General features: G+C 72.9%; 15 protein-coding genes. 3 read left to right on the top strand and 12 right to left on the bottom strand.

Features of this window, described 5'->3' with window-relative positions:
* Positions 1-103 precede the first annotated feature (103 nt).
* Entirely contained in the window at positions 104-1,528 is a 1,425-nt protein-coding gene (glnA, locus tag AB0C22_RS15200; protein ID WP_208568762.1) for a type I glutamate--ammonia ligase, read from the bottom strand.
* A 416-nt stretch (positions 1,529-1,944) separates the two neighbouring features.
* Between glnA and AB0C22_RS15195 the strand changes: the two genes are divergently transcribed.
* On the top strand, positions 1,945-2,328 hold the full coding sequence (locus AB0C22_RS15195; protein ID WP_357535750.1) for an RDD family protein: 384 nt from the start codon (positions 1,945-1,947) through the stop codon (positions 2,326-2,328).
* A 352-nt stretch (positions 2,329-2,680) separates the two neighbouring features.
* Here AB0C22_RS15195 and AB0C22_RS15190 read toward each other — a convergent pair whose 3' ends face one another.
* The 3 genes from AB0C22_RS15190 to lipA form a co-directional block, all read right to left on the bottom strand.
* Positions 2,681-3,370: a DUF4191 domain-containing protein gene (locus AB0C22_RS15190; protein WP_208568760.1), complete on the bottom strand. Its 690-nt coding sequence runs from the start codon at positions 3,368-3,370 to the stop codon at positions 2,681-2,683.
* A 161-nt stretch (positions 3,371-3,531) separates the two neighbouring features.
* The gene (locus AB0C22_RS15185; RefSeq protein WP_357535419.1) at positions 3,532-5,058 is read right to left on the bottom strand and encodes an NAD(P)/FAD-dependent oxidoreductase; all 1,527 of its coding nucleotides are present in this window, start codon (positions 5,056-5,058) and stop codon (positions 3,532-3,534) included.
* Between the two features lie 214 nt (positions 5,059-5,272).
* Positions 5,273-6,322 carry a lipoyl synthase gene (gene lipA / locus AB0C22_RS15180; RefSeq protein ID WP_357535417.1) on the bottom strand — a complete coding sequence of 350 codons (1,050 nt, stop codon included), beginning with the start codon at positions 6,320-6,322 and terminating at the stop codon, positions 5,273-5,275.
* 359 nt (positions 6,323-6,681) lie between these two features.
* On the opposite strand from lipA, the gene aspS reads away from it, so the two are divergent.
* Positions 6,682-7,968, top strand: a complete 1,287-nt coding sequence (gene aspS, locus AB0C22_RS15175) for an aspartate--tRNA(Asn) ligase (protein WP_357535748.1) — start codon at positions 6,682-6,684, stop codon at positions 7,966-7,968.
* Between the two features lie 534 nt (positions 7,969-8,502).
* Here aspS and AB0C22_RS15170 read toward each other — a convergent pair.
* The 8 genes from AB0C22_RS15170 to AB0C22_RS15135 all read right to left on the bottom strand — a co-directional run bounded on the left by AB0C22_RS15170 (position 8,503) and on the right by AB0C22_RS15135 (position 16,436).
* On the bottom strand, positions 8,503-8,895 hold the full coding sequence (locus AB0C22_RS15170) for a VOC family protein (protein WP_357535415.1): 393 nt from the start codon (positions 8,893-8,895) through the stop codon (positions 8,503-8,505).
* Positions 8,896-8,899: 4 nt separating this feature from the next.
* On the bottom strand, positions 8,900-9,538 hold the full coding sequence (gene lipB, locus AB0C22_RS15165) for a lipoyl(octanoyl) transferase LipB (protein WP_208568756.1): 639 nt from the start codon (positions 9,536-9,538) through the stop codon (positions 8,900-8,902).
* A gap of 139 nt (positions 9,539-9,677) precedes the next feature.
* Positions 9,678-11,501 (bottom strand): DUF2079 domain-containing protein, encoded by a 1,824-nt coding sequence (locus tag AB0C22_RS15160; RefSeq protein WP_357535412.1) that lies wholly within the window; start codon positions 11,499-11,501, stop codon positions 9,678-9,680.
* A 63-nt stretch (positions 11,502-11,564) separates the two neighbouring features.
* Positions 11,565-12,464: a TIGR01777 family oxidoreductase gene (locus AB0C22_RS15155; protein ID WP_357535410.1), complete on the bottom strand. Its 900-nt coding sequence runs from the start codon at positions 12,462-12,464 to the stop codon at positions 11,565-11,567.
* A 253-nt stretch (positions 12,465-12,717) separates the two neighbouring features.
* Positions 12,718-13,731: an aldo/keto reductase gene (locus AB0C22_RS15150; RefSeq protein ID WP_357535408.1), complete on the bottom strand. Its 1,014-nt coding sequence runs from the start codon at positions 13,729-13,731 to the stop codon at positions 12,718-12,720.
* A gap of 124 nt (positions 13,732-13,855) precedes the next feature.
* The gene (locus AB0C22_RS15145; protein ID WP_357535406.1) at positions 13,856-14,794 is read right to left on the bottom strand and encodes an LLM class flavin-dependent oxidoreductase; all 939 of its coding nucleotides are present in this window, start codon (positions 14,792-14,794) and stop codon (positions 13,856-13,858) included.
* Positions 14,795-15,025: 231 nt separating this feature from the next.
* Positions 15,026-15,544 (bottom strand): hemerythrin domain-containing protein, encoded by a 519-nt coding sequence (locus AB0C22_RS15140; RefSeq protein WP_219464058.1) that lies wholly within the window; start codon positions 15,542-15,544, stop codon positions 15,026-15,028.
* A 295-nt stretch (positions 15,545-15,839) separates the two neighbouring features.
* Positions 15,840-16,436 carry a TetR/AcrR family transcriptional regulator gene (locus AB0C22_RS15135; protein WP_307799482.1) on the bottom strand — a complete coding sequence of 199 codons (597 nt, stop codon included), beginning with the start codon at positions 16,434-16,436 and terminating at the stop codon, positions 15,840-15,842.
* A 292-nt stretch (positions 16,437-16,728) separates the two neighbouring features.
* Here AB0C22_RS15135 and AB0C22_RS15130 point away from each other — a divergent pair, with 292 nt between their 5' ends.
* Positions 16,729-17,673: an SDR family NAD(P)-dependent oxidoreductase gene (locus AB0C22_RS15130; protein WP_219464057.1), complete on the top strand. Its 945-nt coding sequence runs from the start codon at positions 16,729-16,731 to the stop codon at positions 17,671-17,673.
* The last annotated feature ends 50 nt before the right edge of the window (positions 17,674-17,723 follow it).

Below are 17,723 nucleotides of genomic sequence, written 5' to 3'. Positions count from 1 at the left end.
ATCTGCGTCGCGTCACCGCCGCCCCCCCCGGCCCGCCCCCGCCGCCCCCCCGCCCGCCCCCGCCCCCCCCCCGGCCGGTGGAACGTGACAGTCGAGGCGGACCTCAGCAGTCGAAGTACATCGCGAACTCGTGCGGGGTCGGGCGCAGACGCACCGGGTCGACCTCGTTGGCCCGCTTCCAGCCGACCCAGGTGGAGATCAGGTCGGGGGTGAAGACGCCACCGTCGAGCAGGTAGTCGTGGTCGGCCTCCAGCGCGTCGAGCACCTCCGGCAGCGAGCCCGGCACCTGCTTGACGTCGCCCCACTCCTCCGGCGGGAGGTCGTAGAGGTCCTTGTCGATCGGAGCCGGCGGCTCCATCTTGCTCTTGATGCCGTCCAGGCCGGCCATCATCATGGCCGAGAAGGCGAGGTACGGGTTGCTGGACGGGTCCGGCACCCGGAACTCGACCCGCTTGGCCTTGGCGTTGCTGCCGGTGACCGGAATGCGGGTGCAGGCGGAGCGGTTGCGCTGCGAGTAGACCAGGTTGACCGGGGCCTCGTAGCCGGGCACCAGGCGACGGTACGAGTTGACCGTCGGGTTGGTGAACGCCAGCAGCGACGGGGCGTGGTGCAGCAGGCCACCGATGTACCAGCGGGCGGTGTCCGACAGGCCGGCGTAACCGGTCTCGTCGTAGAACAGCGGCTCTCCGTTGAGCCAGAGGCTCTGGTGGGTGTGCATGCCGGAGCCGTTGTCGCCGAAGAGCGGCTTGGGCATGAAGGTGGCCGTCTTGCCGTTGGCCCAGGCCTCGTTCTTCACGATGTACTTGAAGAGCTGGAGCTGGTCACCGGCGTGCAGCAGGGTGGAGAACTTGTAGTTGATCTCCGACTGGCCGGCGGTGCCGACCTCGTGGTGCGAACGCTCCACGGTGAACCCGCCGTCGACCAGCCGACGCACGATCGAGTCGCGCAGGTCGGCGTAGTGGTCCACCGGCGGCACCGGGAAGTAACCACCCTTGTACGCGGTCTTGTAGCCGCGGTTGCCGCCGGCCTCCTCACGACCGGTGTTCCACGCGCCCTCGATCGAGTCGATGTAGTAGAACGACTGGTGCGCCGAGGTCTCGTGGCGGATCGAGTCGAAGATGTAGAACTCGGCCTCGGCACCGAAGTACGCGGTGTCGGCGATGCCGCTGGCGGCGAGGTAGGCCTCGGCCTTCTTGGCCACGTTGCGCGGGTCCCGCGAGTACGCCTCACGGGTGAACGGGTCGTGGATGAAGAAGTTGAGCGCGAGGGTCTTCTGCGCGCGGAACGGGTCGATGAAGGCGGTCGCGACGTCCGGGAGCAGGAGCATGTCCGACTCGTGGATCGCCTGGAAACCGCGGATCGACGAACCGTCGAACGCGAGACCGTCGGTGAAGACGCTGTCGTCGAAGGACTCCACCGGCAGATTGAAGTGCTGCATCACGCCGGGCAGGTCACAAAAACGTACGTCGACGAACTTTACGTCCTCGTTCTTGAGGTATCGCAGGAGTTCCTCGGGATTGGCAAACACACGTCCTCCTGGCACGTCCACTCCGGTGGCTGGGCTCTGGCGACGCTATGACCGTGGGGTTGCTCGCCCGTGTCTCCAATGTTTCTGCCGTGTTACGCCGCTAGCGGAGCGTCATCTGCGCCGCTCAGTACCCGCCGGGTTGTCCGTTCGGACGATACCGGCTGAAGTGCTGTGCTGCCATTCGTAGTGATTAGACCGAATGTGCACAGATTGCTGGAACACCCTGCCTGTCCACCTGGTGACCGGCCGCCGACCGACCCGGGGCCCGGGTGACCACCCCCGGCCGGCCGCCGTCCCTGAGCGGTAGCGGGTGCCGGTGCCGCCCTGAGTGGTGGCGGGTGCCGGTGCCGCCCCGGCCGGTGGCAGGGCGGTGCTGACTACCCTTGAGCACCGTGACGAGTTCGCCTGCGGCGCCGGTGCCGCCCGCCACCGATCCCGCCTTCACCCCGCCGACCCTCGGCCGACGGTTCGGGGCCCTGGTGATCGACTGGGTGCTCTGCCTGCTGGTGGCGAACTTCTTCGCCGACCCGGTCCGCGACGGCTGGGCCCCGGTGGCGGTGCTCATCGCCGAGTACGGCCTCTTCCTCGGCCTCTTCGCCCAGACCCCCGGGATGAGGATCACCCGGCTGCGCTGCCTCGACTGGTCCGACGGCGGGCGGATCGGCGTCCCCCGGGCGCTCCTGCGCGGCCTGCTCCTGGCCCTGGTCGTACCGCCGCTGATCATGGACGAGCAGCGCCGGGGCCTGCACGACCGCCTCACCGGCGCGGTCATCGCCGACGCCCCCCGCCCCACCACCTGATCGCCCCGCCGCCGGGTGCCCGCCCCGCCCGGCGGGTGCCCGCCCCGCCCGGCGGGTGCTCGCGGCGCTGCCCGGCGAGTGCTCGCGCTGCCCGCCAGGTGCTCGCCGCCCGGGCGCTCGCGGCCGACCCCCGCTGCGGAGAGGACCACGCCGGTCGCGTGCAGGCGCGGCACGGGTGGGCGCGGGGCGGGCAGGCGTTGTCCCCCGCGCAGAGGTGGACACACGGGCACGAGGCAGAGCCGGGTGGCACGGGCAGAGCCGGGTGGCACGGGCAGAGCCGGGTGGGCACGGAGCCGGCCGGTGGCAGGTGGCAGCCGGCGGGTGGCCGGTGGCCGGGCGTACGACGGGGGTGTCAGCGGCCCCGGGTCTGGCGGAACGCGCGGCCCGGGGGCCGCATGTTCTTCGGGATCGCGCCCTTGGGCATCTGCGGGCGGGCGGTCAGCGCCTTGAGCCGCTTGTCGAGCGAGTTGACGTCCTTGCCGTTGAGGGTGCGCGGCAGCCGCATCAGGGTCATCCGCAGCTTGCGGATCGGCAGCTCACCCTCGCCCTGGCCGATCACGTAGTCGTGCAGCGGCGCGGAGCCGATCACCTTGGCCAGCCGGCGCTTCTCCTGGCCCAGCAGGCCACGGACCCGCTGCGGGTTGCCCTCGGCGAGCAGGATCACGCCGGGCCGGCCGATCACCAGGTGCACCATGTCCATCTGGGTGGTGGAGCTGACCGCCGGGGTGACCCGCCAGTCGCCACGCATGCTCTCCATGATCTGCGCCGCCGCGCCGGGCTGCCCCTCGGCGGCGTTCATCATCGCCTTGTTGGACCGCAGGTTGAGCACGACGAGTAGGGCGAGCAGGGCGAACAGGATGCCGATCGGCAGCCACAGCCAGCCCCAGAGGATCACCGCGACCACGGTGAGCGCGAGCGGGATCAGCACCGCCCCGGCGGCCAGTGGCGCGAACCACCGGTCCTGCTTGGCGGTGAACTTGAACACCATCCCGATCTGCTTCAGCCGTTGGCCGAACGAGACCTTCTCCTGGGGCTTTGCCATGCCGCCGAGTCTAGTGGTCGCCGCCAGGACGGATGATCCCCGGCCGGTGGTCGGCGGTGGGCCGCGGTGTTCCCGGGTGGCGGGACCACCGCGAGCGGGGTCGATCCCCGGCCGACGGGGTCGGTCGGGCCGTGATCGACCGGGGCTGTTCCCGACGGTGGTCAGCCGGTGGGGGAGCGGTCCCCGGCCGGCGGCGCGGTGCGGGGGCGCGGGATGACCGGGGCGGCGCGGCCGGTGCCGCTCTGACCTGTGCCGGCGTGGCCGGCACCGTCGCTGCCGCCCTCCTCGTGGTAGTCCTCCTCCACGTTGACGGCCCAGACGTCGTGGTCGGTGCCGTCGAGGATGTTCTCCGCCGTCAGCATCGCGGTGAGCATCGAGTGGTCCTGGTTGTTGTACCGGTGCATGCCGTTGCGACCCACCGGGTGCACGTTCGGTACGGCCTCGGCCAGCCAGCGGCGGATCACCTCGACGGCCTCGCCGTAGCCCTCGTCGTAGACCGGGTAGGCCTTCGGCATCCGCACCACGTATCCGGTGGTGACCGAGCCGGGGCTGACCAGGCCGAGCCGCTCCAGCTCGGCGGTGCCGAAGGCGACCAGCTCCGGGTCGGGGGTCGACCACAGCTCGTCACCCTCGTTGACGAAATACTCCAGGCCGAGGCAGGTGCCGCCGTCACGGACCATCTCCGGCGACCAAGCGCCGAAGTTCTGGATCCGGCCGACCTTCACCCCCGGGGTGTGTACGTAGATCCAGTTGTCGGGGAAGCTGGCCTCGGCGGGCACCACCAGCGCCACGGTCAGGAAGTCCCGGTACCGCAGCAGGTCGGCGGCGTCGCGCACCGCCGCCGGGGCGGGCGGGTCCATCGCCCGGACCAGGGCCGAGATCGGCATGCTGGACACCACGTGGTCGGCGGAGATCCGTCGCTCACCGGCCGGGCCGTCGACGGTCACCGCGACCGCCCGGCCGTCCTCACGGTGCACGGTGCGTACCGCAGTCTCCAGCTCGACCGTCCCGCCGGCCTTGACCACCAGTTCGGCGCAGCGCTCCCACATCATCCCCGGGCCGAGCCGGGGGTAACGGAACTCCTCGATCAGGCTGGTCACGTCGTTGCCGCCCCGCTTGGGCAGCAGCGCCCCGCGGATCGCCGCACCGAGGGAGAGGTTGCGGATCCGCTGGGCCGCCCAGTCCGCCTGCAGCTCCGTCGCGGGAATGCCCCACACCTTCTCGGTGTACGTCTTGAACAACATCCGGTACAGCCGGGCCCCGAACCGGGCCGACACCCAACCCTCGAAGTGGGTCTGGTCGGCTGGCGGACGCACCCGCGCCCACAGGTACGACCCGACACACCGGGACGCCTCCAGCACCCCCAGGTTCTTCAGGGCGTTGCCGGCCCGCAGCGGATAGTCGAACAGCCGTCCCCGGTAGTGGATCCGGCTCATCCGGGGGCGCAGCAGGAAGTCGTCGTCGGAGAGCAACTCGTGCCAGAACGCCTCGACCCGGGACACCTTCGTGAAGAACCGGTGCCCGCCGATGTCGAACCGCCAGCCCTCCCGCTCCACGGTGCGGCTGATCCCGCCGACCACGTCGTCGGCCTCGACGACCTCCACCGGGGCGTGTCTACGGGTCAACTCGTACGCGGCGGTCAGGCCGGCCGGGCCGGCGCCGATAACAACCGTGTGCGGCTGCGCCATTAAAGACACCACCATCGATGATTTGAGGGTCGGGGCTGGCGGAATCTAACACGATCTCGCCCTGCTCGGGGAGTGCCCACGGGTCGACCCGGATCATCGGTTGGCTGCCCCTTGCGGGCGTCGCCGACGTCTGGGAAGATCGACACACTCGAATGCCCGGCGGTCGCCGCCGTGGCCGGTGGAATCCTGGGGCGTGGCCCGGTGGCGTCCCGGGTCAGCCGACCGTGACCGTGGCGTCCTGACGGGCCGTCAGGGCCTGCTGGTAGAGCCGCCCCGCCCGGTACGACGAGCGCACCAGCGGCCCGCTCATCACCCCGGCGAAGCCGATCTCCTCGGCCTCCTCGCGCAGCTCGACGAACTCCTCCGGCTTGACCCAACGGGTCACCGGGTGGTGCCGGGGGGTGGGGCGCAGGTACTGGGTGATGGTGATCAGCTCGCAGCCGGCCTCGTGCAGGTCGCGCAGCGCCTGGGAGACCTCGGCCCGCTCCTCGCCCATGCCCAGGATCAGGTTGCTCTTGGTGACCAGACCGGCGGCGCGGGCCTGCCGGATCACGTCGAGCGAACGCTCGTAGCGGAACGCCGGACGGATCCGCTTGAAGATCCGGGGCACCGTCTCGACGTTGTGCGCCAGCACCTCCGGCCGGGCACCGAACACCTCGGCGAGCTGCTCGGGGACCGCGTTGAAGTCGGGGATCAGTAGCTCGACGCCGCAGCCGGACCGCAACGCGTGGATCTGCCGGACGGTCTCGGCGTACAACCACGCGCCGCCGTCGGGCAGGTCGTCCCGGGCCACACCGGTGATGGTGGCGTAGCGCAGCCCCATCGTGGCGACCGACTCGGCGACCCGGCGGGGCTCGTCGGCGTCGAACTCGGCCGGCTTGCCCGTGTCGATCTGGCAGAAGTCGCAGCGCCGGGTGCACTGGTCGCCGCCGATGAGGAAGGTGGCCTCCCGGTCCTCCCAGCACTCGTAGATGTTGGGACAGCCGGCCTCCTGGCAGACGGTGTGCAGTCCCTCGCGGGAGACCAGTCCGCGTAGCTCGGTGTACTCCGGCCCCATCTTGGCCTTGACTTTGATCCACGGCGGTTTGCGCTCGATCGGCGTCTCGGCGTTGCGCGCCTCGATCCGCAGCATCCGTCGCCCCTCGGGGGCGACCGTCGCGGAGCGCGCTGCCTGCTGGGTCGTCGGCGCGGAGTGCTCGATCGTCACAAAACCGAGCCTACGCCCGACGGCGGCGATCGATGCACGTCGGGCGACCGGCGTCACGTCACCGGTCTTGTGACACCGGACACCGGCGGGCCGAAAAAGCCCGTTACAGCCGGGGGGAACGGGTGTTAGCGTGCCGGCAGAGCTGTGACGGAGCCGAGTACCGCCCCGATCCGCCAGTGCAGAGAGCCGCCGGTTTGCTGGAAGGCGGTCTGACGCCGGGGTGCGAAGACCCTCCCGAGCCGCGGGAAGAACGGCGCGTCCGCGCGCCCAGTAGACCCCGCCCGGCTGGCCCCGGTGAAAAGGCGACGAATGAGGCCCCCGCCACGGCGGGGGCGAAGGTGTGGTGGCACCGCGAGGTTCCCGCTCGCCCACACCTCCCGGGGATCGCGTTGCGATTGATCGAGGAGGTAACCGCCGTGCAACGCATCCTGTCCTCCCACCTGCCCACCTGCGTCGGCGAGACCGTGCGGGTCGCCGGGTGGGTGCACCGCCGCCGACTGTTGAAGTCGGTGGCCTTCCTGATCGTCCGGGACGCCGCCGGCCTGACCCAGGTGGTGGTCACCGACCCGGCCGTCCGGGCCGCCGTGACGGCACTGCCCGAGGAGACCGTGGTCGAGGTGGTCGGCACGGTCACCGCGAACGGCACCGCGCCCGCCGGGGTCGAGGTGACCCATCCGACGGTACGACCACTCGGCCCAGCCGCCGTGCCGCCGCCGTTCGACCTGTACCGGCCGGCGCTCACCGCGACCCTGCCCACCCAGCTCGACCACGCCCCGGTGGCGCTGCGGCACCCGACCCGCTCGGCGGCCCTGCGGATCTCGGCGGCGGCGGTGGCCGGCTTCCGGGCCACCCTGGACGCCCGTGACTTCGTGGAGGTGCACACCCCGAAGGTGGTCGCCACGTCCACCGAGAGCGGGGCGAACGTCTTCGCCCTCGACTGGTTCGGCCGGCCCGCCTACCTGGCCCAGTCGCCGCAGTTCTACAAGCAGCTCATGGTGGGCGTCTTCGAGCGGGTCTACGAGGTGGGGCCGGTGTTCCGGGCCGAACCGCACGACACCGTCCGGCACCTGGCCCAGTACACCTCGCTCGACGTCGAGTTGGGCTTCGTCGACGACCACCGGGACGTGATGGCGGTGCTGCGGGACACCCTCGAGGGGATGCTCGCCGAGGTGGCCCGGCGGGCCGGCGGCGCGGTGGCGACCCTGGGGCTGACCCTGCCCGACGTGCCGGTCGAGATCCCGGCCGTGCACTTCACCGAGGCGCTGCGGATCGCCGGCGCACCCGCCGATGAACCCGACCTGGCCCCCGCCCACGAGCGGACACTGAGCGCGTGGGCCCGTGCCACCCACGGCTCGGACTTCCTCTTCGTCACCGGGTACCCGATGGCGAAGCGGCCGTTCTACACCCACCCCGACCCGACCCGGCCCGCGTACTCGAACGGCTTCGACCTGCTCTTTCGCGGGTTGGAGCTGGTCACCGGCGGGCAGCGGCTGCACCGCCACGCCGACTACCTGGCGGCGCTGGCGGCGCGCGGCGAGCCGGTCGAGCCGTACGCCGGGTACGTGGACGCGTTCCGGCACGGGATGCCGCCGCACGGCGGCTTCGCGATCGGCCTGGAACGCTTCGTGGCCCGGCTGGTCGGTGCGACGAACGTCCGGGAGGTCACCGCCTTTCCCCGCGACCTGCACCGGCTGGCCCCCTGAGCCGCCGGGTGTCCGCGCGACCGGCCTGCCGTGGGCCCTCACCGGGCGTCTGGGTACGCACTCTGGGTAGTGGTCTTGCTGAACTCGCTGTTGGTTGCTCTCCGTGATCGATGCGAGGTGTGGGCGGAGCTGATTTTTGCCGGGCAACAGCCCGCACCTCGCTGAACAGGAGCTTTGCTGCCACCTCTTCCTGTCCCACTTACCCGCTCATCCGCACTTTGCTCTGCTGCCATCGACGCGACGGTCACTCTCCGCATGTGGTGCATCCAGGGCAGCAGAGCAAAGTGTGCGAGTGAGGTAAGTGACGCCCGGCGGGGTCTTTACGCTGCGTAGCGGACGGAGAGGTGCTGTGGCGGCTGGAGCGGGACCCGGGACCGGAGCCCGGGACCGGAGCCCGGGAGCGGGGCCGGGCCGGGATCGGAACAGGTGGGGAATGCGGGGGCGGGACCGGGAGGTAGGACCTGGGCCCCGGCCCGGCGGATACCGGGCCCGGTGGAGCTGCGGCGGCTCGACGGAGGCAGCGGGGCAGCGGTGTCAGGCCGGGCCGAGCAGGTCCCAGCGGTTGCCGGCGATGTCCCGGAACACCGCCACCCGACCGTACGGTTCGGTGCGCGGCTGCTTCACGAACTCCACGCCGGCGTCGACCATTCGCCGGTGGACGGCGTCGAAATCGTCGACCTGGAGGAAGAACCCGACCCGGCCGGCCACCTGGTCACCGACCACCGCCTCCTGCCGTTCCCCGTCGGCGCGGGCCAGCAGGATGCCGGTCTGCGCGCCGGGCGGGCGGACCACCACCCACCGCTTCGGGCGGCCGTCGTTGGTCAGCGACGGCTCGTCCTCGACCAGTTCGAAACCGAGGATCCCGGTGAAGAACGCGATGGCCGGGTCGTAGTCGGCGACGACGACGGTGACGAGGTCGATCCGCACCCGCTCAGCCGAGCAGGGTGGGCAGGTGCCGCTCCACCACGGGCAGCACCTCGGCCACCGTCACGGGGCGGCCCAGCTCGGCGGTGAGCGAGGTGGTGCCGGCGTCGGCGATGCCGCAGGGCACGATCCGGTCGTAGTACGACAGGTCGCAGTCGCAGTTGATCGCGAAGCCGTGCTGGGTGACGCCCCGGGCGACCCGGATGCCGATGGCGGCCACCTTGCGGGCCGGGCCCCGGTCGTCGTCGGGCACCCAGACGCCACTGCGCCCCTCGACCCGGCCGGCGGTCAGCCCGAACTCGGCGCAGACGTCGATCAGCAACTGCTCGGTGCGGCGGACGTAGGCGACCACGTCGACCGGGTCGGGCAGCCGGACGATGGGATAGCCGACGAGCTGCCCCGGACCATGCCAGGTGATCTTGCCGCCCCGGTCGACGTCGACCACCGGGGTGCCGTCCATGGGCCGGTCCCAGGGCTCGGTGCGCTTGCCGGCGGTGTAGACGCTCGGGTGTTCCAGCAGCAGCACGGTGTCGCCACGCTCACCGGCCACCACCTCGGCGTGCAGCCGCCGCTGCTCGTCCCACGCGGTCGGGTAGTCGACCACACCGGCCCGGACGGCGGTCACCCCGGAAGTCGTCACGCTCACCCCGCCACCCTAGCCCCGCCCGCCCGCGCTCCGCCCAGTGAGCCTCGTCGCCCCACCCTGCGTGACCCCAGGCGCTGGGCGTGACCCCGCGCGTCCGGGCGTGGACCTGCGCCGTGGGCGTGACCGGTCAGGGGGACCGTCAGGCGGCGGGGACCGTCCAGAGCCACACGTCGTCCACCCGGCGGGGCTCGCCGAGCAGGGCGGTGGCGGTGCGGCGCAGGGCGTCCTCGTCGAGGTCGTACTTGGCCCCGTGCACCTCGTCGGGCAGGACGACCGCCTCGACCCCCCAGTACCGCAGGTCCGCCCGGGACAGGCGGATGCTGCCCTCGGTGACGATCGGCACCAGCCCGGTCCGGCCGGCCTGGTCCATCAGCGTGTCGAAGGTGCGCGGCGGCGGCCCGATCCGCCCCCGCCCGTCGGGGCCGCCCGGGCCGAGGAAGAAGCCGGCGGGCAGCCGGAACTCACCCTGCCGGTGGGACAGGGCGTACGCCTGCCAGCGCTGCCCGTCGGGGGTCACGTCCAGGGTCAGCGGGATCGGGGTGAGCACCCCGCCCGGTGAAACGTACCCCCGCCAGGTGCCGGCGGTGACGAACTCCGGCACCGGCGGGCGGACGCTGGTCAGCAGCGGGGTCGGCAGCAGCGGCAGCAGCGCCGCCGCGAAACCCACCCCCCACATCCAGGCCGCCGTGCGACCCGGTGGCGTCGCCCGCAGCCGGTCGACGGTGTACGCCAGCAGCACCCCGATGACCGGGGCGACCACCAGGGCCAGCCGGGACGGCAGGGCGGCGTTGACCACCGGCAGGTCGTCCAGCACCCCGAAAGGCAGCAGTTGGCCGGTACGGCTCCCGTTCCACTTCGCCACCGGCCCCCAGGACAGCACCGCGAACACCACGGCGGTCACCCCGAGCGCGGTCAGCGTGGCCTGCCGGCCGGGGCTGGCCCGACGCCACAGCCACCCGAAGCAGACCACGGTGAGCAGCAGCAGCGGCACCCCGAAGAAGCTGTTCTCCTCGGTCGGGTTGGGCGCCAGCGTGGTGTCCCAGCCCAGCGCCCCGGCCACCGACCGGCTCGGGTACGCCCCGAACGCGGCGATGTCCTCGGCGTGGATGACCGGGTCGAAGCCGGTGCCGTGGAACCGTTGCGGCCCGGCGAAGTGCAACCACAGCGGGTACGCCAGCAACACCCCGGCGACCAGCGCGGTCACCGCCAACCCGCGCAGGAGGTCCGGCAACGCGGCGCGGGCCTGCGCCCGGCGGGCCGGGTGCAGCGCCCAGACGGCGAGGAAGACGGCGACTGCCAGCGCGGTGAAGAACAACCCCTCGGCGGCGATCGAGAAGGCCACCGCGACCAGCACCCCGAGCACCAGCCCGCCCCGCAACCAGCGGCCCGGCCGGCGCAGCGCGAACACCCCGGCCACCAGCAGCGGCACCAACCAGCCGGCGGTCCAGTTCAGGTGGGCGTTGGCGTGCGCGACCATGCCGGGGGAGTAGGCGACGAACAGCGCCCCGACGCCCGCCGCGAGCCGACTGGCGACCAGGTGCCGGGAGAGCAACCAGTACCAGGCCAGCGCGGTGGCGGCGAGGTTGAGGGTGAGGATCACCAGGAACGTCGCCGGCGGCCCGATCAGGTACGTCAGCGGTGCGAAGACCACCGCGTACACGGTGATCGAGGTGTTGACGGCGAGGTTCACCCCGTCCGGCACGTTGAGCAGATGGGTGAAGAGCGGGTTCTCCCCGTGCGTGACCGCGTGCCCGCCGAAGGCGAGCAACCACTCGAAGAGTGCCTGGTCGCTGGAGTTCACGGTGATCGCCCGCTGGTTCGGGTCGCGCCACAGGCCGCTGGTCACCCAGACCGCCAGCGCCACCGCGACGACCAGCATGATCAGGCCGGCCCGCCGACCCCGGGCGGTGTCCGGGGCGGCGGTGGGTGGCTGGTCGGCGGCCAGGGTCGGGGAAGTCGGCACGGAGCGGACGTTACCAACCGGAACTGGACCGACCGGTCGGACCCGCGACCCCGACCCGGCGGGTCAGTCGTGCAGGGCGGCGTGCAGCGCGGCGGGCAGCTCGGGGTGGGTCCAGGGGAAACCGGCCCGGGTGAGCACGGCGGGCAGGACCCGGGTGCTGGTCAGCGCCTCCTGGGCGAAGCCGCCCAGGGCGACCTTCAGGGCGAGCGCCGGAATCGGGACGATCGCCGGCCGGTGCAGTTGGCGGGCGAACTCCCGGGTGAACTCGGCGTTGGTGACCGGGTGCGGGCCGACCACGTTGACCGCGCCGGCGACCTCCCCGGCGGTCAGCAGGTACACCGTGGCGTCCAGCCAGTCCAACAGTGAGATCCACGGCAGCCACTGCCGCCCACTGCCGAGCCGGCCGGCGATGCCCAGTTTGAACGGCAGCAGTTGCGGCTTGAGCAGCCCTCCGTCGCGGTGCAGCGGCAGGCCCGTCCGCAGCCGCACCACCCGTACCCCGGCGTCCTCGGCGGGCCGGGTCGCCGCCTCCCAGACCCGGCACACGTCGGCGAGGAACCCCTCACCTGCGGGGGCGTCCTCCTCGACCACCCGGTCGCCGGTGTTGCCGTACCAGCCGACCGCCGAGGAGTTGAGCAGCACCCGGGGCCGGTCCGCCGCCGGTAGCCCGGCGATCGTCACGGCCAGCGTGGTGGTGCTGTCCACCCGGCTGGACCGGATCACCCGGCGGTAGTCGTCGGTCCACCGCTTGTCGCCGACCCCGGCCCCGGCCAGGTTGACCACCGCGTCGGCCGCGGCCACCACGGCCGGGTCGAGCTGCCCGGCGGCCGGGTCCCACCGCTGTTCGTCGGGGGTACGCGGCGAGCGCCGGACCAGCCGGGTGACCTGGTGCCCGTCGCCGGTGAGCCGGTCGACCAGCCGGGTGCCGAGGAAGCCGGACACGCCGGCCATCAGGATCCGCATACCCCCATCTTCGGGCACGCGCCCCCGACCGGATGCGCCGACCACCAACCCCCCAACCCCCGCCCCCGCCCGCCTCGTCCCGGTGATCAAGAGGTTTGCGTCAAGATTGATCTTCAATTTGACCTGAACCTCTTGATCAACTGACCTGAACCTCTTGATCACCGGGGCCGGCTGGCGACCCGCCGAGGTGGGGTGGGGAAGTCGGGGCGGGAGGGAGGCGGGTGGGGTGGGGTGGGGTGCGCGGTGGCGGGACCTACCGGGTGGCGGGGGCGCCGGCGGGGGTGGGGCGCAGGTCGGCCAGGAGGCGCTCCACCTCGGCGAACGCGTCCGCCGGGAGGGGGCCGAGGGTGAGGGCGGCGAAGTTCTCCCGGGCCTGCGCCACCGTCCGGCACCCGGGGATCGGCAGCGTACGGGGGCTGCGGGCCAGCAGCCAGCCCAGCGCCCCCTGGGCGAGGGTACGGCCGTCCGAGGTCAACGCCGCCCGGATCGCCGCCACCCGGGCCGACCACTCGGGGGTGGGCCGGCCGTCGCGGAACCAGACCAGCCACTGCGGCGCCCGGCCCCGCACGTCGTCCGCGCCCAGCGTGCGGGTGGCCCCGGTGAGCAGGCCCATCGCCAGCGGTCCCCGGTTGAGGCTGGCCAGGTCGAAGGTGTCGCAGACGGCGAGCACCTCCGGGTTGTCGTTCAGCACCGACTCGTCGTGTTCGACGGCGACGCAGTGCGGCCCCGCCCCGGCGAACGCCCGCGCCGACCCCGGGTTGTCGGTGCTCCAGCCGTACCCGCGGATCTTGCCCTGGGTGACCAGGCCCTCCAGGGTGTCGACCAGGTCGAGCGCGGTGGACGCCGGCAGGTCGTTGAGGTGCAGCAGGTAGAGGTCCACGTGGTCGGTGCCGAGCCGACGCAGCGACCCCTCCAGGCTGGCCACCGCGTACGCCGGGCTGGCGTCCACGCCCAGTGCCCGCCGGGTCGCCTCGTCGCTGCGGTTGCCGAACTTGGTGACGATCACCGCCCGGTCCCGCAGGCCGGCGAGCGCCCGGCCGAGCACCCGCTCGCTGTGCCCGGCCCCGTAGTTGCTGGCTGTGTCGAAGAGGGTGACACCCAGGTCGAGGGCCTGGTGGATGGTGGCGACCGACTCGTCGTCGTCCACCTCACCCCAGCCGTACGGCTGACCGTCGTCGCCCCAGAGCGGGCCACCGATCGCCCAGCACCCCATGCCGATCGCGCCGACCTCGATTCCACTGCGGCCCAGAGTCCGTGTCGTCGTCATGCCGACCAGTGTTCAACCTGGAGCGCGCTCCAGGTCAAGCGATGGCCTCCGCCCCTCGGCGGACGCCCGGCGCCCGTGGGTGTTCCAGCCCCGGCATTCTCCGCTGTGCCCGCGGACCGGGACCTCACCCGTCCCGCGTCGGTGCGACGCCGGGCAGCCGGGACAGGACCGGGACGAGCGGTTCGAGGGCGTCCCGGCGTACCACGAAGCGGGTGACGCCCCAGCGACGCCGGTGGGCCGCGACCGCCGCGACGATCTCGTCCACCGTGCCGATCAACACGAACGGGGTGGCCAGCAGCTCGGCGACGGTCAGCCCGATCCGGCCGGCCTGTTCGGCGGCGGCGGCCTCGGCGTCGTCGGTGACCACCACCGTCTGCACCAGCGCCTCCACCGCGGGCGGGGTGTCCCGGCCGGCCGCGCCGGCGGCCACCTGGGCGAGCTGCGCCTCGATCTGGTCGGTCCGCCAACGCGCCTCGTGCCGGTGACCGTCGGCGAGGGTACGCCCGAAACCCGTCAACCCGACCACGTCGGCGTGCGCCCCGGCCCAGCGCAGCAGCGTCGAGTTGGCGGTGCCCATGGTCAGCGGGATGCGCTCCTGCACCGGCCGGGGCGAGGTCAGCCGGGCCTCCCGCGCCACCAGGTCGGGGGAGTCGACAGTCACCGGGGAACCGTCGAGCAGGGCACGCACCGCCTCGGCGACGGCCACACAGCGGCGTACCCGGCCGGCCACGTCGGGGCGTACCCGGCCGACGGCGGCCCACTCGGCGGGGGTGTGGCCGGCCCCGACACCGAGCCGGGCCCGCCCGCCGGAGACCAGGTCGAGGGTGGCCACGTCGCCGGCGAGCAGGATCGGCTCCCGCACCCCCAGATTCGACACGTACGAGCCGAGCCCGATCGTGGTGGTCACCGACGCGGCGGCGGCGAGCGCGACGAACGGGGACGTCACGTCGCCCGGGTGGTCGGCGGCGAGCAGGGCGTCGAAGCCGACCGCCTCGGCCCGGCGGGCGAGGTCGACCCAGCCCGCCGCGTCGGTCGGGGTGGCCTGGAGCGAGAAGACGGTCACCGGCCCAGCTTTGCCGTCGCGTGCCGTTCCGGCCAGCCCGCGACCCCGGATTCTGCCAACCGGAGAATCACCGCCCGCGGTCCGACGGTCCTACCGCGCGCCCCGGCCGGGTCTGCTGCGCGCCGGCCGGGTCTGTTGCGCCCTGGCCGGGTCTGTTGCGCCCTGGCCGGGTCTGTTGCGGCCTGGCCGGGTCTGATGCGGCCTGGCCGGGTCTGCTGTGCCCCGGTGGGGTCACCAGTCCGGCGGTGGGGTCACCCCGAGCAGTTCGGTGGTGCCGCCGGCCCGGTCGCCGAGCGCGTCGAGGGCGGCGGTGAGGGTGCGTTCCTCGTAGCGGAAGTGCGATTCGAGGATGGCGGACAGCCCGTCCAGCTCGACGCGTACCCGGTCGAGGGCCGCCGGGTCGTCGGGCGGTGGGTCGGTGAACAGCGCCTCGATCCGGTGGACGATCCAGTCGACCATGCGGTGGTCCCGGCTGAGCTTGTCGAGCACGGGCCGCAGCTCGGGTGCCTCGTCGGCGAGCACCAGGAACGCCCCGGCGTCCTCGCCGGTGTGGTGCCGGGTGAGCGCCGCGCAGAAGCTGAGGCAGTGGGTGCGCAGGCCGCGCAGCCGGCCTGCCCCGGGTGATCCGTCGGGACCGGCGTCGAGGCCGGCCCGGAGCTGGTCGAGTTCGTCGAGCAACCAGAGGTGGATCTCTACCAGTTGGTGGCCGAGCGCGGTCAACCGGTCGGCCGGGGTGGAATCGGGGTGCACGTGTGTCCCATGCTGTCCCGCGCCTCCATGCCCTCGGCGGTCTCCTTGCCGGGTGCACTGCGACGCTGGCGACGATCCTACGACCCACCCGCCGCGCTGTCCGCCCTCCCACCGCCACGGATGCCGACCCACCGCCGGTTGTCGACCCGGCCCACCGTCACGGGTGCCGGCCCATCGCCGTGGGTGTCGACCCGACCTGTCGTCACGGGTGCCGGTCCATCGCCGTTGGTGCCGACCCGGCCCACCGTCACGGGTGTCGGCCCTGGCCTGCCGACGGGCGTCGGCACCCGGGCCGTCAGTGTCGGCGTAGGCCGGCCAGGAGGAGATCGAGCAGGCGGCCGGCGAGGTCTCGCTGCTCGGGTCCCTGCGCCGCCAGCGACATCCCGCCCAGCCCGGCCAGCACGTCGCCGGGGTCGACGTCCGGACGGATCGTGCCGTCGGCGACGCCGGCCGCCAGCAGCCGGGTCAGCGCGGCGACCAGCAGGTCCCGGCTCTGCGCGTACGGGTTGGTGCCGGCGGCGATCACCAGGCGCAGGGCGTCGGCCATGCCCCGTTTGGTGGCCAGGTAGTCGACGAAGCGGTCCATCCAGGCCCGGGTCGCCTCGGCGGGCGGCAGTCGGGTCAGCAGGTCGTCGGCGGCGGCACAGAGCTTGGCCAGTTCGCTGCGGTAGGCGGCCTCGACCAACGCCTCCCGGGTGGGGAAGTGCCGGTAGAGGGTGCCGATGCCCACCCCGGCGTCCCGGGCGATCGACTCCAGGGTCACCTCCGGCCCCTGTCGGGAGAACGCCTTCACGGCGGTGTCGAGCAGCCGCTGCCGGTTGCGCAGCGCGTCGGCGCGCAGCGGCCGGGAACCGCGCTCCGGCACGTCGCCTCCTGAGCGGTTCTGCGACACGTCGCCTCCTGGATCTGGTGCAGTGGTGCTGACGGGTGGTGTCTCCGGCGGTCGGGTCCGCTCAGGCCCCGGTCCGGGTCTGCTCAGGGTCGGGTCCGGTCAGGGTCGGGCCGGGTCCGGTCAGGGTCGGGTCTGCTCAGGGTCGGGTCTGCGCGGGGATCAGGTCCCGCTTGGGGGTCGGGTGGCAAACGGAGGATCCTCCGGTTAGGCTCGGAGTTGTAACGGAGGGCCCTCCACTTCTCATCGTAGCGGTCGGGTCGTCCGGCCCGTACCGCACCGACAAGGACGGATCATGACCACCGACTCGCCAGTCCACACCCCCTTCGACGCCCGTACCACCGCCCTGGAGGTGGTCCGCGACGTCGACCTCACCGGCCGCCGTGCCGTGGTGACCGGCGGTGCCTCCGGCATCGGCGTGGAGACCGCCCGCGCCCTCGCCGCCGCCGGAGCCGACGTCACCCTGGCCGTCCGGGACCTCGACGCCGGCCAGCGGGCCGCCGGGGACATCACCGCCAGCACCGGCAACGACCGGCTGCTGGTCGCCCCGCTCGACCTCGCCGACCAGGCGTCGGTGGCCGCCTTCGTGGCCACCTGGGACGGGCCGCTGCACCTGCTGGTCGACAACGCCGGCATCATGGCCTCGCCCGAGCGGCGTACCCCCGAGGGCTGGGAGTTGCAGTTCGCCACCAACCACCTCGGGCACTTCGCCCTCGCCACCGGGCTGCACCGCGCCCTCGCCGCCGCCGACGGTGCCCGCATCGTCTCGGTCAGCTCCGCGGCGCACCTGCGGTCCCCGGTGGTCTTCGACGACATCCACTTCCGGCAGCGCCCCTACGACCCGTGGGCGGCGTACGGGCAGTCGAAGACCGCGAACGTGCTGTTCGCCGTCGAGGCGACCCGGCGCTGGGCCGACGACGGCATCCTCAGCAACGCGCTGATGCCCGGCGCGATCCACACCAACCTCCAGCGGTACGTCAGCGCCGAGGAACTGGAGCGGATGCGGGCCGCCAGCGGTGGCGGCGCGGCCACCTGGAAGACCGTCGAGCAGGGTGCCGCCACCTCCGTCCTGGTCGCCACCTCGCCGCTGCTCGACGGGATCGGTGGCCGGTACTTCGAGGACTGCCAGCAGGCCGCCCCGCACCAGCCCGGCACCCGCACCGGCGTCGCCGCGTACGCCCTCGACCCGGCCGCCGCCGAGCGGCTCTGGACGGTCTCCGAGCAGACCCTGCGCGGCTGACCCACCGATCCGCCGGGTGCCGTGCCCCGGCCCGCCCTGCTCGGATCGAG

Source organism: Micromonospora sp. NPDC048894 (assembly GCF_040649765.1).
In the GTDB taxonomy this organism is placed as follows: domain Bacteria; phylum Actinomycetota; class Actinomycetes; order Mycobacteriales; family Micromonosporaceae; genus Micromonospora; species Micromonospora antibiotica.
Note: the sequence above shows the minus strand (reverse complement) of the source record. Positions and strands in the feature narration are given on the sequence as shown.